This is a genomic window from Luteibacter rhizovicinus DSM 16549, assembly GCF_001887595.1.
Classification (GTDB): Bacteria; Pseudomonadota; Gammaproteobacteria; order Xanthomonadales; family Rhodanobacteraceae; genus Luteibacter; species Luteibacter rhizovicinus.
The window spans coordinates 4,097,528-4,112,151 of sequence record NZ_CP017480.1 but is presented as its reverse complement, the minus strand read 5'-3'; the positions used below and the strand labels follow the sequence as shown (position 1 = coordinate 4,112,151).

At 65.6% G+C, this 14,624-nt stretch carries 14 protein-coding genes; 9 read left to right on the top strand and 5 right to left on the bottom strand.

Going from position 1 to position 14,624, the window contains the following annotated elements; translation table 11 throughout:
- Window positions 1-10: 10 nt before the first annotated feature.
- A complete protein-coding gene (locus tag BJI69_RS18740) occupies window positions 11-835 on the bottom strand; it encodes a sensor histidine kinase (RefSeq protein WP_125903116.1) in 825 nt (274 codons plus the stop codon).
- A gap of 102 nt (window positions 836-937) precedes the next feature.
- Here BJI69_RS18740 and BJI69_RS18735 point away from each other — a divergent pair, with 102 nt between their 5' ends.
- From BJI69_RS18735 to yjjX, 4 genes are all read left to right on the top strand, one after another.
- Window positions 938-1,576 (top strand): response regulator, encoded by a 639-nt coding sequence (locus BJI69_RS18735; protein ID WP_046969076.1) that lies wholly within the window; start codon window positions 938-940, stop codon window positions 1,574-1,576.
- 163 nt (window positions 1,577-1,739) lie between these two features.
- Window positions 1,740-3,383: a phosphoglucomutase (alpha-D-glucose-1,6-bisphosphate-dependent) gene (gene pgm, locus BJI69_RS18730; protein WP_075019292.1), complete on the top strand. Its 1,644-nt coding sequence runs from the start codon at window positions 1,740-1,742 to the stop codon at window positions 3,381-3,383.
- Window positions 3,384-3,534: 151 nt separating this feature from the next.
- On the top strand, window positions 3,535-5,475 hold the full coding sequence (locus BJI69_RS23205) for a methyl-accepting chemotaxis protein (protein ID WP_425477386.1): 1,941 nt from the start codon (window positions 3,535-3,537) through the stop codon (window positions 5,473-5,475).
- Window positions 5,476-5,528: 53 nt separating this feature from the next.
- Window positions 5,529-6,095, top strand: coding sequence for an inosine/xanthosine triphosphatase (gene yjjX / locus BJI69_RS18720; RefSeq protein WP_046969078.1), 567 nt, complete (start codon window positions 5,529-5,531; stop codon window positions 6,093-6,095).
- Between the two features lie 163 nt (window positions 6,096-6,258).
- On the opposite strand, the gene BJI69_RS18715 is transcribed toward yjjX, so the two are convergent.
- Window positions 6,259-7,005, bottom strand: a complete 747-nt coding sequence (locus tag BJI69_RS18715; protein ID WP_046969079.1) for a glucose 1-dehydrogenase — start codon at window positions 7,003-7,005, stop codon at window positions 6,259-6,261.
- Between the two features lie 219 nt (window positions 7,006-7,224).
- Here BJI69_RS18715 and zwf point away from each other — a divergent pair, with 219 nt between their 5' ends.
- Complete coding sequence (gene zwf / locus BJI69_RS18710; RefSeq protein ID WP_046969080.1) at window positions 7,225-8,712, top strand: glucose-6-phosphate dehydrogenase; 1,488 nt, start codon at window positions 7,225-7,227, stop codon at window positions 8,710-8,712.
- Between the two features lie 102 nt (window positions 8,713-8,814).
- Here the strand turns inward: zwf and BJI69_RS18705 are convergent, their stop codons facing one another.
- From BJI69_RS18705 to BJI69_RS18695, 3 genes are all read right to left on the bottom strand, one after another.
- Window positions 8,815-10,221, bottom strand: a complete 1,407-nt coding sequence (locus BJI69_RS18705; RefSeq protein WP_244465331.1) for an aminotransferase-like domain-containing protein — start codon at window positions 10,219-10,221, stop codon at window positions 8,815-8,817.
- A gap of 102 nt (window positions 10,222-10,323) precedes the next feature.
- Window positions 10,324-10,509, bottom strand: a complete 186-nt coding sequence (locus BJI69_RS18700) for an antitoxin Xre/MbcA/ParS toxin-binding domain-containing protein (protein ID WP_125903115.1) — start codon at window positions 10,507-10,509, stop codon at window positions 10,324-10,326.
- An 18-nt stretch (window positions 10,510-10,527) separates the two neighbouring features.
- On the bottom strand, window positions 10,528-11,304 hold the full coding sequence (locus tag BJI69_RS18695; RefSeq protein ID WP_078023334.1) for a MipA/OmpV family protein: 777 nt from the start codon (window positions 11,302-11,304) through the stop codon (window positions 10,528-10,530).
- Window positions 11,305-11,422: 118 nt separating this feature from the next.
- On the opposite strand from BJI69_RS18695, the gene BJI69_RS18690 reads away from it, so the two are divergent.
- From BJI69_RS18690 to msrA, 4 genes are all read left to right on the top strand, one after another.
- Window positions 11,423-12,112 carry a response regulator gene (locus BJI69_RS18690; RefSeq protein ID WP_046969082.1) on the top strand — a complete coding sequence of 230 codons (690 nt, stop codon included), beginning with the start codon at window positions 11,423-11,425 and terminating at the stop codon, window positions 12,110-12,112.
- Window positions 12,096-13,439 (top strand): sensor histidine kinase, encoded by a 1,344-nt coding sequence (locus BJI69_RS18685; protein ID WP_046969083.1) that lies wholly within the window; start codon window positions 12,096-12,098, stop codon window positions 13,437-13,439. The genes BJI69_RS18690 and BJI69_RS18685 overlap by 17 nt, the downstream gene beginning before the upstream one ends.
- Window positions 13,440-13,622: 183 nt before the next feature.
- On the top strand, window positions 13,623-14,084 hold the full coding sequence (msrB, locus tag BJI69_RS18680; protein ID WP_046967618.1) for a peptide-methionine (R)-S-oxide reductase MsrB: 462 nt from the start codon (window positions 13,623-13,625) through the stop codon (window positions 14,082-14,084).
- Window positions 14,081-14,581: a peptide-methionine (S)-S-oxide reductase MsrA gene (gene msrA / locus BJI69_RS18675; protein ID WP_046967619.1), complete on the top strand. Its 501-nt coding sequence runs from the start codon at window positions 14,081-14,083 to the stop codon at window positions 14,579-14,581. Before msrB ends, msrA begins: the two co-directional genes overlap by 4 nt.
- Window positions 14,582-14,624: the final 43 nt, after the last annotated feature.

The window sequence follows — 14,624 nt, the reverse complement described above, 5'->3', positions numbered from 1 at the left end:
GGCCCGGAAACTATAGCCGATCGCCGTCGCGGTGTTCGCGAAGCAGGGCCAGCACGGCGCCGGTGTCGTCGCCGAACTCGCGGATGGCGCGGTCGGTGAGGTGATGACGGCCAGCGGCGAGGTCGCGCTCCAGCATCAGCCCGGCGTGTGCGAGTCCCGTGGCTTCCGCCATGCCGAGTACGCCCGAAACACGGTGTAGCCAGGCCTGGAGATCATCGATACCGGCTTTCGCGAGCAGGTCGTCGAGTGCGACAAGATCGCGGCCGAGTGCCTGATCGAGGGCGGTGATCACTTCGGCCAGGGCGGCCTGACCACCGAGCGTCGATCTCAGCGCATCGATATCCACGCGAGGCAGGCGTCGCCGCATGGCAAAGGTCAGCTCGACGATGACGCGCGTGCCGACATCGGGGGCCGACTCGACCTGGAGGCGACCGCCTAGCCGTTCGATGGTGGCGGCAGGGATGAGGAATTTCGTATCGTCAGCGGTCGTGCGATCCCCGTCGTCGGCGACGGTAAGGTGCACCGTCTGGCTCGTCCGGGTTTCGCCGACGAGGTCGACCTGCAGTGCCGCGTAGCCGCCGGCGGCGACCTCGATCGCACGTTCGAGAAGGCAGCCGAGAACCCCTTCCAGTTCATCCATGGCGCCGGTCAGGTCGGGCGCCAGGGCCGGGTCCACGTCCAGTTCCAGCGCCGTTCCGCGGGCGCGGGCCAGCGGGGCGTAACGACGTCCGAGTTCGGTGAGCAGCGCGGGCAGGTCGTGCAGCGGGCGGCGTCGACGGACGCGTGAGGCAAGGCGACCGAACCATCGCGACAGGGACACGAGTGCGTCTCGCACGCTTGGCGTCGACGGCTGCGATGTGCTCAACTTCGCGCCCCGTCGGCGGCGTTCCGGAAGGACGTGTCGCGGTATGGACCGCACATCGGGAAAGGATCACTCATGGTGTACCGCGTTATCCTGGCCGACGATCACCCCGTCGTGCTCAAAGGCCTCAGCCTGGCGTTGGCGAAAGACGGCCTGGCGACCATCGTCGGTGAAGCCCAGTCGCCCGACGAGTTGCTCGCGCTGCTCGATGAGACACCGTGCGATGCGTTGATTACCGACTTCAGCATGCCTGCACCAGGCCGCGACGGGCTGGCCTTGCTTGCCGAGGTGCGCACGCGCTTTCCGGAGATGCCGGTCATGGTCATCACCACCCTGGCGAACCCGGCGCTGTACCGCGAGATCCTCGCGACGGGCGTGCGCGGCCTGATCGGTAAGTCGGGCGACGCCCGGGAGATTCCGGAGGCGCTGATGGAGATCGTGTCGAACCATGTCTACCTCGGATCATCGGTGCGGGCGTTACTCGGTGCGCCGCAGGGCGCTTCGATAGGGAAGTCGGGAACCCTTGCAGACCTGTCGCCACGCGAGTTGACGATCCTTCGCCTGTTCGCCGGTGGCAACAGTGTGACGGACATCGCCCGGAAAACCGGGCGAGGCCTTTCGACCATCAGCCAGCAGAAGACCAACGCGATGCGCAAGCTCGGGCTCGAGACCGACGCGGAAATCTTCGAGTACATCGACCGCTTGCGGCTGTAGAACGTGCAGGCGAGGGACCGCCATCACGGTAGCGGTGGGGCTGAGCGGGGGCCATGGAAGAATTCTGAAAATCTGCACGCCCGTTTGACAACGCGGGCGGCCCGCGGGGCCTACAATGCCGGGTCGAGGTGCGGCGCGCGCACCACCCAAGGAGATAGCATCGGTGAGTGCCAAGATCAGTCCGCTCGCGGGCAAGCCTGCGACAGAAATCCAGCCGGTCGACATCGCTGCGCTCCTGGCCGCTTACCGTGATCTGCGGCCCGATCCCTCGATTCCCGAGCAGCGCGTGGTGTTCGGCACCTCGGGCCATCGCGGTTCGTCCTTCGATCGCTCGTTCAACGAGTGGCACGTCTGGGCCGTGGTCCAGGCGATTTGCGAATACCGTGCCCAGGCCGGCATCGACGGCCCCTTGTTCGTCGGCATCGATACGCATGCGCTGTCCGGGCCCGCTTTCGAGAGTACGCTCGAAGTGCTTGCCGCCAACGGCGTCGAGACCCAGGTGTCGAAGGGGGGCGAGTTCACGCCGACGCCCGCCGTGTCGCATGCCATCCTGGCCTTCAATCAGGGCCGTGAGCGCGGCAAGGCCGACGGCATCGTGATCACGCCGTCGCACAATCCGCCGGAAAGCGGCGGCATCAAGTACAACCCGCCCCACGGCGGTCCCGCCGACACCGATGCGACTTCCTGGATCGCTGCACGCGCGAATGCACTGATCGAGGGCGACCTGCGCGAGGTGAAGCGCCTGACGCTCGCGCAGGCGCAAGGTGCCGCCACCACGCGGGAATACGATTTCCTGCAGCGCTACGTGGACGACCTCGGTGATGTGCTCGACCTCGACCTGATCCGGGGCAGCGATGTTCGCATGGGCGTCGATCCGCTGGGCGGCGCGGGCGTGCATTACTGGGCCGCCATCGGCGAGCGCTACAAGCTCAACCTGACCGTGGTCAGCGATGTGGTCGACCCGACGTTCTCCTTCATGTCGCTGGACTGGGACGGTCGGGTACGCATGGATCCGTCCTCGTCGTATGCCATGCAGCGCCTGATCGGGCTCAAGGACAAGTTCGACGTCGCCTTCGCCTGCGATACCGACCATGACCGTCATGGCGTCGTCGCACCCAGCGTGGGGCTGATGCCGGCGAACCATTACCTCGCCACGGCGGCCTGGTATCTGTTCCAGAATCGTCCCGGCTGGCGCGATGACGCCGCTGTCGGCAAGACCGCGGTCAGCACGGGTCTGCTCGATCGTATCGCCAGGCATCTCGGTCGCCCGTTGCTCGAAGTGCCCGTGGGCTTCAAGTATTTCGTCGCTGGCCTTTACGACGGCAGCCTCGGCTTTGGCTGCGAGGAGAGCGCGGGCGCTTCGTTCCTGACCCGTAACGCTGCTGCCTGGTCGACCGACAAGGACGGCATCGCCGCCGCCTTGCTGGCAGGCGAGATGACCGCGAAACTCGGCCGCGACCCGGGCGAGGTCTATCGCGAAATCACCGACAAACTGGGCGACCCGGCCAACGCGCGCATCGATGCGCCGGCCACGCACGCGCAGAAGGGCCGCCTGGCCAAACTGGCACCGTCGCAGGTGACCTCGAAGACACTGGCGGGCGATCCCATCGTCAGCGTCGTGAACCAGGCCAACGGGCAGGCCATCGGCGGCATCAAGGTGATGTCCGAGCAGGCCTGGTTCGCGGCCCGGCCGTCGGGTACCGAGGACATCTACAAGGTCTACGGTGAGAGCTTCCGCGGCAAGGACCATCTGGCGAAGGTGCTGGAAGAAGCTCAGGCGATGGTCGATGGGGCGCTGGGCGATTAGCACCTGTGGGAGCCGATTCATCGGCGAAAAGCCAACGGAGCGGAGACGCTGCAAGGCTCATCGCCGATGAATCGGCTCCCACACAACGAGCCCCCGGCATCAGCCCCCAAGCCTCACTCCCCTAAAGAAACTCGCCGCCGAGCCGTAACGGGTGTTCCCCATTCCCAATCCGGTCGTCCTCGTGAACCTCTTTCGCTCTACCCAGGCAAGGTATACCGCCTTTGTCCTGGCGTATTTTCTTGCGCTTGTTGTCCTGACGTTTGTCGTGATCCGCTTGTACGTGACGCCGGATCTGCGTCGTAGCGAGGCGGAGCTCGTTGGTCGCAACGTGGACGAGATCGGTCTGGCGATCACCAACAAGTTGCATCAGGTGGAAGCCCAGCAGCGCAGCATCACGCAGACCGTGGCACTGATGGATAGTGCTTCGATCGACCGGTTGCAGCCGGGCCTCGTCGATCAGTACGGCGATCAGGACGTGTTCGGTGGTGGCATCTGGCCGCTTCCGTTCAAGCGTGAGCCGGCGAAGGAGCGCGACAGCACCTTCTTCGCGCGCGATGCGACCAGCGGCCAGCTCGTCGTCAACACGCACTGGAACCAGCCTGATGCCCTGAAGTACTGGGAACAGAGCTGGTACAAGAACGGTCTTACCGCCCCGCGCGGTCATTGCCTCTGGGCCGATGCGTACAAGGACGCCGCGAGCGCCCAGCCGCGGACGAACTGTGCCATGGCGATCTACAAGGGCGACGAGATTTTCGGCGTGTCTACCGTGGACGTCACGCTGGGCTTCTTCAACCGCCTCGTCGCCGACATGGAAAGCAAGGTGCATGGGCAGATCATGATCGTCGAGCCGAACGGCACGATCGTCAGCAACAGCACGTACATCAAGGACGACATCGTCCTGAAGAAGCTGGCCGATCTCGCGGCGACGTCGCCGATGATCGCGCAGGTAAAGGAGGCCATGCCGGCGCTCGGCAAGTCCGCCCAGGTCGAGCGCGATTACGTCGACGGCGAATCGCAGAGCCTGTTCCTGCGGCCGATCACCGGCACGCCCTGGGTACTCGCGACGAGCCTGCCCACGCGTCTGCTTACGCAGGACAGCAACCGCATCATGGGCAAGCTCGCCGCCGTGCAGTTGCCGCTCGCGCTGTTGTTGCTGGTGGCGCTGGTCGTCGGTATCCGCATCCTGATGAAGCAGCTGGCCACGCTGAAGCAGAACATCGACGAGCTCAATTCCGGTGAAGCCGACCTGGCCCGTCGTCTGCCGGTGGGTAGCGGCAGCGAGTACAACGCTGTGGTCGACAGCTTCAACGGATTCATCGTGCGTCTGCAGGACATGATGCGCCGCGTGCAAGCGAGCTCGACGGCGATCTCGTCGGCGGCCACCCAGATCGCCAGCGGCAACATGGATCTCTCCCAGCGCACCGAGGAGCAGGCCAGCTCGCTGGAAGAAACCGCGGCTTCGATGGAAGAGCTCACTGCCACCGTGCGCCAGAACGCCGAGAACGCCAAGCAGGCCAATACGCTGGCGCGCGACGCTGCCGCCGCGGCGCATCGTGGCAGCGATGTGGTGGCCCAGGTCGTCACGACCATGGGCGCGATCAGCGATTCCTCGGCGAAGATCGCCGACATCGTCGGCGTCATCGACGGCATCGCGTTCCAGACCAACCTGCTGGCCCTGAACGCGGCCGTGGAAGCGGCGCGCGCGGGTGAGCAGGGCCGTGGTTTCGCTGTGGTCGCCGGCGAAGTACGCAGCCTGGCGCAGAGCTCCGCATCGGCGGCTCGCGATATCAAGGCGCTGATTTCCGGTTCGGCCGACGACGTGTCCCTCGGCGCCGAGCTGGTCAAGCGTACCGGCGCGAGCATGAGCGAGCTCACGGGCAACGTCGCCCGCGTGGCCACGTTCATGGAAGAAATCATGGCCGCCAGCCAGGAGCAGAGCCTGGGTATCGACCAGGTCAGCCGTACGGTGACCCAGCTCGATGACATGACCCAGCAGAATGCCGCCCTGGTCGAAGAAGCTGCCGCGGCAGCCAAGGCGATGGAGGAGCAGACGCATAGGCTGGAAGAGGTAGTCGGCGGTTTTCGGCTCTGAAGAGCGGGGTGCGCCTGCTAACATCACAGGCGTCCCCAACAGGTTCCTCCTCCATGGCCGTTCACGACACCGCGTCGATCCGCGTCCTTGTCGGCTCGCGTAACCCCATCAAGATCGGTGCCGTGCGTAACGCGCTGGCGCCGCTGTTCCCTGGCAGGTTGGTGGAATGCGAGGGCATGCATGCGCCATCCGGCGTACCCGACCAACCGATGACCGCCGCGGAAACACGCGAAGGTGCGATCAACCGGATGAACTTCTGCCGGCAGCATGGGGATGCAGATTTCTACGTCGCGCTGGAAGGCGGCGTGGACGTGACCGAGGATGGTCCAGGAACGTTCGGTTACGTAGCCATAGCCAGCCAGGGTTATGTATCGGTCGGCTGCAGCGCCTGGCTGCCGCTGCCTCCGGCAGTGTACGAATCCCTGCTCGATGGCGAGGAGCTCGGTCACGTCATGGACCGGCTGTTCGGCACGGTCAACATCAAGCAGCAGGGTGGGGCGATCGGCCTGGTCACCAATGGTCACGCTACGCGAGAGGGCGCCTATGCGCAGGCCATGGTGCTGGCGATGGCGCCCTTCCTGCACCCGGAGCTTTATGGGCTGCAGGATTCGATGGACTGAGGCGGAGAGCATCGCCGACAAGTCGGCTCCCACACAAAAGCAGCCGGTTTGCTCAGAGCAGCCAGTTTGCTAGAGCAGCCGGTTTGCTCAGAGCAGCCGGTTTCCTCAGGCCACTGTGGGAGCCGACTTTGTCGGCGATGCTTTTATCGCTTGGCGCAGTCGCTTAGCGCATGCCACCCGAAGCCAGGATCAGCTCGCCCGTCACCCAACCGGCATCATCCGACGCGAGGAAGGTCACGATCGGCGCGATGTCGCCCACCTGGCCGATGCGGCCGAGCGGGGTCTGGCCAGCGGCCCAGGTCTCGAAGTCCGAGCCAACGAAGCCGGCGGTCTGCGTACCCTCGGTCTGCACCATGCCCGGGTTCACCGAGTTGACGCGGATGCCGCGCGGGCCGAGCTCGCGGGCGAGTACACCGGTAATGGCGTCGACGGCACCCTTGGTGCCCGTGTAGACCGCGCTCTCGGCAGGGGTGATGCGGGTCACGGCCGAACCGATGTTGATGATGCTGCCGCCCTTGCCCAGATGCTTGGAGGCAGCCTGGGTCACCTGGATCAGGCCGAGCACGTTGATGTTGAACGTGCGATGGAACAGCTCTTCGGTGGTCGTGTCGATCGAAGCGAACTCATAGACGCCCGAGTTGTTCACAAGGATGTCCAGACGGCCAAAGTGTTCGATGGCGGCGTTGACGATGCCCTCGGCATCCTTCTGCTTGGACACGTCGCCACCCACGGCAACGGCCTTGCCACCGGCGGCCTGGATCTCGGCGACGACCTTGTCGGCACCGGCCTTGCTCGAGGCGTAGTTCACCACGACGGCCGCGCCCTCGGCGGCGAGCGACTTGGCGATGGCGGCGCCGATGCCCTTGGACGCGCCCGTGACGACCGCGACTTTCTCTTTCAGCTTGCTCATGGTTTGGTGTTCCTGGTGGTTGGATGGAATGCGTCACCCATCCATGGGGACGCCCCTTCGCCACCTGTCATACGCGGCCGGTCATAACACTTATGCCTCCCGCGCAAGATTCATTTAGATCGAGGCACTTGAAAGGACGCCAGCGCACCGCATTCATTCACCCGTCCCGTGACGGCGAGTGCGCCGCCCCAACTCCAGCCTCCCCGGAAAACCTTCGTCATGACCGCTTCAACCCCGCTCGAACCCGTCGAATCCTTCGATTACGTGATCTTCGGCGCCACCGGCGACCTGACCATGCGCAAGCTGCTGCCGGCGCTGTATCGCCGTTTCGCCGAGGGCCAGATCACCGCTGACTCGCGGATCGTCGGCACGGCGCGTTCGCCGCTGGACGACGAGACCTACCGTGAGCGCGCCCGCAAGGCACTGGGCGAGCATGTCCGCGCCGACGAACTGATCGACGCGACGGTAAACCGGTTCCTCCGCCTGGTTCACTATGTGAGCCTCAACGGCGCCGAATCCACCGGTAACTGGGACGGCCTGAAGACCCTGCTCGAATCCAACGCCAGCGCCGATCGCGTCCGTGTGTTCTATCTGGCAACCGCACCGGATCTGTACGGCGAGATCGCACGCAACGTCTCCGAGCAGGGCCTGCGCAGCGACACCTCGCGCATCGTGCTGGAGAAGCCGATCGGCACCGACCTGGATACGGCGCGCAAGGTCAACGAGAACGTCGGCCGTTACTTCCCCGAGAACAGCATCTTCCGCATCGACCATTACCTCGGTAAGGAAGCGGTGCAGAACATCATCGCGTTGCGTTTCGCCAACCCGATGCTCGAGCGCATGTGGGACCGTGAGTCGATCGACTACGTGCAGATCACCGCGGCGGAAACGGTCGGCCTCGAAGGTCGTGGTGGCTACTACGACGGCTCCGGTGCCCTGCGCGACATGATCCAGAACCACTTGCTGCAGGTGCTGACCGTGGTCGCCATGGAGCGTCCGGAGTCGCTCGACGCCGATGCCTTGCGCGACGAGAAGGTGCGCGTGCTGACCTCACTCAAGCCGCTGGATCGTAACAACCTGCGCGCCAACGTCGCCCGCGGCCAGTACGTGCAGGGCACGGCTGGCGGCAAGGCTGTTCCGGCGTATCGCGAGGAACTGCCGGGCGAGACCGAGAGCAACACGGAGACCTTCGTGGCGCTCAAGGCCGAGATCGACAACGATCGCTGGCAGGGCGTGCCGTTCTACCTGCGCTCGGGCAAGCGCATGCCGGAGAAGGTGACCGAGGTGGTGGTCCAGTTCCGTGCCGGCGAGCCGGGCCTGTTCGGTGAGGCGCGTCCGGGCAGCCGGCTGGTAATTCGCGTGCAGCCGAATGAAAGCGTGACGCTGCCGCTGTTCGTCAAGCACCCGGGCAACAGCTTCGGCCTGGACGAAGTCGACGCGCTGTCCAAGCTCGGTCAGCCGGAACGCATCCGTTACCGAGATTCGTACGAAGGCCTGATGCTGGACGCGGTCAAGGGCAGTCCGGCGCTGTTCGTGCGCAAGGACGAGACCGAAGCCGCGTGGAAGTGGGTCACCCCGATCCTCGAGGGCTGGAGCCAGGACGAGACGGGCCCGGACAGCTACGAGGCCGGCACCTGGGGTCCGGAGTCGGCGCGCGAACTGCTGCAGCAGGCGGGGCACGTCTGGGTGGAAGATATCGCTGCCTGAGGATGTCGCAGCCTGAGAAGGCGCCGCGAACTGCTATCGCCGATGAATCGGCTCCCACACGGAGCGGCGCTTTCTGTGGGAGCCGATTCATCGGCGATGCTCTTAGATCACCACGGCATCCACGCTCGGATCCCCCGCCTCCATCACCTGCATCAACCGATCGAGGCCCTGCTTCAGGCGCATGCGATCCTTCACGCCGCCCAGTGAAATACGGATGGCCTGCTCCTGCGGCGGGCCGGGAGAGAAGGCGTCCGATGGCGTGACCGCGAGGCCTTCCAGGCGCGCGGTCATCGTCAGCGATCGCGCTGTCCAGCGGCCCGGCAAGGGCAGCCACAGATGAATGCCTTCGGTCGGCGTAGCCTCCGTAGGCATGGCCGTGCCTGCGGGACGAAGGATCCGCATTGCCATCGTCTGCCGTTCCGCGGCTTCCGCCCGCACGCCGGCAAGGAGCCGTGCGGCCGTACCGTCGTGGATCCATTGCGTCGCCAGTGAAGTCATCACCGGCATCGACATCAGCGTGACGGCGCGCAGGCGGCTGAGGAAGGCGGAACGTGCGGGGGCATCCGGCGTCACGACGTACGCCGTACGCAGGCCCGGCGTCAGCGCCTTGGACAGGGTCGCGATGTAATACGTCCGTTCCGGTGCAAGGCGCGCCAGCGGCGGTGCGGCGGCTTCACACAGCGGCCAGTAGGGGTCGTCCTCGATGATGCGCAGATCGTGCTTTCGCGCCATGGCGACGATCTGTTCGCGGCGCGCCAACGGCATGCTCGTCGCGGTCGGGTTGCGCAGGGTCGGGTTGAGATAGACGGCGCGAGCGCGATGCGCGATGGCTGCGTTCGCCAGGGCATCGGGGAGCATGCCCTCGGCATCGCTGTCGACGGTGACCAGGCGCCGGCCGAGATGCGCCGCGGCGCTGATCATGCCCGGGTACAACACCGGTTCGACCAGTACCGTGTCGCCCGCATCGCTCAGGGCGAGGATCAGCGCGGCGAGGGCCGCCTGCGCGCCGGGACAGGTCACCACCCGCGCGTCATCGAGCCGTCCGAGCATCGGGGTGAGCCACGTCACACCCGCAGAGCGATCCGCTTGACTGCCACCGCCAGGGTGGTAACTCATCAGGAGGTGCGAGTCGGTATGGGTCAGTACCTGGTCGACGCCGCGCTTGAGCAGGGCGGTGAAGTCGATGCCCTGGGGTGGGGGCGGGATGTTCATGCCCAGGTCGACGACCTGCGCGGTGTCGAAACGGGGCGCCGATACGAAGCTCCCCATCGCGCCCTTCGCGTGCAGGAGCTTGCGCTCGCGCGCTTCGGCGTAGGCCCGGGTTACCGTGGTCAGATCCATGCCAAGCGCGGTGGCGAGCTGGCGTTGAGGCGGCAAACGGTCCCCGGGACGCAGGCGTCCATCGGTGATCGCCCGTTCCATGAAGCGCACCACCTGCAGGTAGCGCGGCCCTTCCTCGTCGAGGACACCCGCCCAATCCAGCCCGTGTAGAGAGCTTGTCCGTGTCACATCGCCACCGATGCATGGATGTTGTCGACGCATAGTATGCGCCGCATCCCTGTCGGGATGCCTACATGCCACAGCCATCGATGATGCACGAGTCGCTGCGCGCTACCGGTTACGTTCGCCGGCGGCCACGGCCTCGAGCAGGGAAATCACCTGCTCGCCGTCACCGGCGAGTGCCACTTCGACCGCCGTGCGCCCGCCCAGCTCCTTGATGGGGGTGAGCAGGAGCCAGTCCCAGACCGCCTGGCGGTCGGGCTCGATGCCGTAGGCCAGGTCCGCTATCCGTCGCATGATCCGTTTGCCCATCGCTCAGAACACGTGGCTGAGGGAAACGAAGAAGCTGCGGGTATGGTCGGCACTGACCATGGGGCTGTCGGTCACCGCGTCCGGCAGGATCGTGTAGCGCATGCCGCCGGAGGCGACCCACGACGGCGACAGGCGATAGATCGCCATGAGGTTGACGTAAGGCGCCGTTCCGCTGTCGGCGTGATAAGCGGACAGGCCGCTGCGCAGGGCCTCGCGACCGCTCACCCCGTAGTAATAGTCGTTGAGCGCGCTGTTGCTGCGCGCGACGCCCACTGTCGGAATGAAGGTGACCGCGCCTTTGCGCAGCGGATAGCTGTACCCGGCATCGAGCAGGGTACCGCCGCCGTGGCCGGTGAATTCCTTCTGCGCGCTGGTCGAGATGACGCCCCAGTCAGCGGTGTGCCGCCATGCCACGCCGGCCATGCCAGAGATGTTGCGGTTGGACAACTGGCGAAGGCGAGCATCGTCGGTGTCCTGGTGGCGGAAACGGTTGGCGAAGGGCGAAACCAGGATCGAGAGCTCGTCGGTGCGCGTCGAGAGCAGCTTGTAACCCGCCGAAGTGCCACGGAAGTAGAAGGATTTGCCTTCGTAGCTGACGACGGGCAGGGGCAGGGCCTTGTTGTCGTAGTTGCGGTAGGGACTGGGTGCCCAGGCGGCACCGACTCCGAGGCTCCAGCCCGGCGCGCGCTCGTCTGCGGATTGGGCGGAAACGGCGCCAGACAGGCCGAATCCGGCGATCAGGGCAAGCAGGGAGGCGGAGCGCGAACGGATTACCGACATGCGGGGACACTCGTGGGGACGATAGGCCGCGGATGGTGGGGAGCGGACATTGCCCCAACATTGCGTGGCCGGATAGGCGTTTAGCGCGTGTTAGGATCGCGCCCCTTCGGGAGGGCACATGCGCATACTGCTGGTGGAAGACGAGCCGGAGATGGCCGCTGCGCTGCAGGCCGGCCTGCATCGGCACGGCATGCTGGTGGATATCGCGCCGGATATCGCGCACGCCACCGAGGCCCTGCAATGCAAGGTGCACGATCTGCTCCTGCTCGACCGGCAACTGCCGGACGGTGATGGCGCGACCCTGTTGATCAAGGCACGGGCGACGCATGCCGACCTGCCGGTGATCATGCTCACGGCGCGGGGTTCGCTCGCCGATCGCATCGATGGCCTCGATCTGGGCGCGGACGACTATCTGGTCAAACCCTTCGCGATCGAAGAGCTGCTCGCACGCATCCGGGCGATTTCGCGTCGCCCCGCGAAGATCGCCTTGCCACTCGCGACGGTGGGCAATCTCTGCTTCGACTTCACTGCGCGCGAAGCCCTGGTGGATGGCCAGCCCCTGCGCTTGCAGCGCCGCCAGTTGTTGTTGCTCGAGACGCTGGCGTACCGCCACGGGCGAACGGTGCAGCGAGAGGTCCTGCAGGAAGCGGTGTACGGTTTCGACGATGCGATCCAGTCCAATGCGCTGGATGCCCACGTGTCCAAGCTGCGCCGTGCCCTCGTCGAAGCGAGCGCGAGCGTGGAGATCCATGTGATCCGCGGTGTCGGTTACCTGCTCCGGGAGGTTCGCGATGGGCAGGCACGCTAAGTCGCTCACTGTCCAGCTGGGCGTCCGGCTCAGCGTGCTGCAGATCGTGATCCTGGTCGCGACGATCGCGGCGTTGACCTGGAGCATTCTCGACACGCGGGCAGCCTATATCGATGAAGACCTGGCGCGCGGCATCGCACGTGCCGTGACCGTCGACGAGGGGACCATGCGATTGCGCGCCGGAGACTGTCTGAGCAAAGAGCTCGACGCTGCGCCGCGGCTGTGGTTCGTGATCACCGACGAGCAAGGTCATCGGCTCAGTCATGGCGCCGTCCCGGATGCGTATCGCTCGCTGGTGGCGTCGCTCGCCACGCTGCAGTCTTCCGAGGTGCATACGACGAGCGCGCCCTATGAACTGGCCATGCGCGTGGTCGTCGAGAACACCGCCTACGGTCGCCTCCACGTCATCGTCGGTGGTGCACCGCTGGTCGGCCTCGGACGCGTCTTCGTCAAGATTTCGGTCTACCTCGGCACGCGGATCGGCTTGCCGCTGGTCCTGGTCACCCTGATCGCCGTGCCGTGGCTCATTCATCGTTCGATGGCCGGCGTCGGCAAGGTGGCCGACCAGGCGCAGCGAATCAACATCGACGAGCGCGGCGCCCAGCTTGAAGATGGGGCGGTGCCGCGTGAGCTGCAGCCGCTGGTACGTGCCTTCAACCTTGCGCTGGAGCGGCTTGGCGAAGGCTACGACGCGCGCGACCGCTTCCTGACCGATGCCGCGCACGAGTTACGCGCGCCCATCGCGATCCTCGAAGCCCGACTCGATACGTTGCCGCCGGGCGACGCCCGCAGCCGCCTGCTGACCGACCTGGCCCGTCTGGCCAACATCGCCGAGCAGTTGCTCGACCTCCAACGGCTGGGCAAACAGGTCACCGAGTTCGAACCGCTGGACCTGGTGACCCTTGTCCGTGAGGTCAGTGCGGACGTGGCGCCGCTGGTGCTGGACGCGGGCTACGAACTGGCCATGGACGCGCCCGATCACGCTGTTGTGGTGATGGGAGACCGTCTTTCCCTGTCTCGTGCGATCACCAACCTGATCCAGAACGCCATCGCCCATGCCGGCGGCAAGGGCCTGATCCATGTCGTGGTGACGGAGGCTGGTGTGTTCGAGATCAGCGATGAAGGCCCGGGCATTCCCGAAGCCGAGCGGGCCCGGGTATTCACGCCGTTCTATCGTCTGCGACCAAGCAGCGTGGGCGCGGGGCTCGGGCTGCACCTGGTCCAGGAGATCGTCGCGCGGCACGGCGGCGAGATCGGCGTCCTCGACGCCCCCGGCGGCGGTGCCCGCTTCTCGGTCAGGTTACCGCGAGCACCCGATCGCCGATGAATCGGCTCCCACAAGGTCAGGGCAGCTCTGTGTAGGAGCCGATTCATCGGCGATCCCGCGGCAGCGGGCCAGGGCAAGCCCTTCCTATTGTTTCCGGTGTGTTCGACCGCATTATGGAACGAGCGGTGGAGCGGGCCCGCACCTGGCCTGCAGCCCCCGATCTTCGTCCCTCAGGAGGTCCCCATGTCCGACTACCGCAAGACGCCCGAAGCCATTGCCAAGTTGACGCCCGAACAGTTCCGGGTGACCCAGCAGAGCGGCACCGAGCGTCCGTTCCACAATGCATTCAACGACAACAAGGAGCCGGGTATCTACGTCGATATCGTTTCGGGTGAGCCCCTGTTCTCGTCGTTCGACAAGTTCGACAGCGGCTGTGGCTGGCCCAGCTTCACGCGCCCGCTCGAGGCCGATCATGTCGAGGAGAAGCTCGACATCACCCACGGCATGAACCGCACCGAAGTGCGTTCGGCCAACGGTGACAGCCATCTGGGTCATGTCTTCCCTGACGGTCCGCGCGACCAGGGCGGCCTGCGCTACTGCATCAACTCGGCGTCGCTGCGTTTCATCCCCGTGGCCGATCTCGAGAAGGAAGGCTACGGCCAGTACATCCACATGTTCGACAGCGAAACCGGAGGTGTCCTATGAGTTCGCGCGCCATTCTCGCCGGCGGTTGCTTCTGGGGCATGCAGGACCTGATCCGCAAGCAGCCGGGCGTCATTGCCACGCGCGTGGGCTATTCGGGCGGTGACGTGCCCAATGCGACCTACCGCAATCACGGCAGCCACGCCGAGGCGATCGAGATCGAGTTCGATCCGGCCCGGATCAGCTACCGGAAGATCCTGGAGTTCTTCTTCCAGATCCACGATCCGACTACGCTGAATCGGCAAGGAAACGACCGGGGCGAAAGCTATCGTTCGGCCATCTTCTACCTCGACGACGAGCAGAAAGCCGTCGCCGAAGACACCATCGCGGACGTCAACGCGTCGGGTCTGTGGCCGGGTAAGGCGGTGACCGAACTGGCGCCGGCAGGCCCGTTCTGGGAGGCCGAGCCGGAGCACCAGGACTACCTGGAGAAGTATCCGAACGGTTACACCTGCCATTTCATCCGTCCGGATTGGGTCCTCCCCCGGCGCGCTGCCTGATCCCGCCTGGCGTGCCGGCTCTGGTATAAGGGCCGGCACGCAA

Bases quoted from the DNA above. Each gene is read 5' to 3' on its own strand.
- BJI69_RS18695 (WP_078023334.1), bottom strand. From the start codon at position 11,304: ATGTCGGTAATCCGTTCGCGCTCCGCCTCCCTGCTTGCCCTGATCGCC.
- BJI69_RS18685 (WP_046969083.1), top strand. From the start codon at position 12,096: ATGGGCAGGCACGCTAAGTCGCTCACTGTCCAGCTGGGCGTCCGGCTC.
- msrB (WP_046967618.1), top strand. From the start codon at position 13,623: ATGTCCGACTACCGCAAGACGCCCGAAGCCATTGCCAAGTTGACGCCC.
- BJI69_RS18700 (WP_125903115.1), bottom strand. From the start codon at position 10,509: ATGCGACGGATAGCGGACCTGGCCTACGGCATCGAGCCCGACCGCCAG.
- yjjX (WP_046969078.1), top strand. From the start codon at position 5,529: ATGGCCGTTCACGACACCGCGTCGATCCGCGTCCTTGTCGGCTCGCGT.
- BJI69_RS18735 (WP_046969076.1), top strand. From the start codon at position 938: ATGGTGTACCGCGTTATCCTGGCCGACGATCACCCCGTCGTGCTCAAA.
- msrA (WP_046967619.1), top strand. From the start codon at position 14,081: ATGAGTTCGCGCGCCATTCTCGCCGGCGGTTGCTTCTGGGGCATGCAG.
- BJI69_RS18715 (WP_046969079.1), bottom strand. From the start codon at position 7,005: ATGAGCAAGCTGAAAGAGAAAGTCGCGGTCGTCACGGGCGCGTCCAAG.
- BJI69_RS18690 (WP_046969082.1), top strand. From the start codon at position 11,423: ATGCGCATACTGCTGGTGGAAGACGAGCCGGAGATGGCCGCTGCGCTG.
- zwf (WP_046969080.1), top strand. From the start codon at position 7,225: ATGACCGCTTCAACCCCGCTCGAACCCGTCGAATCCTTCGATTACGTG.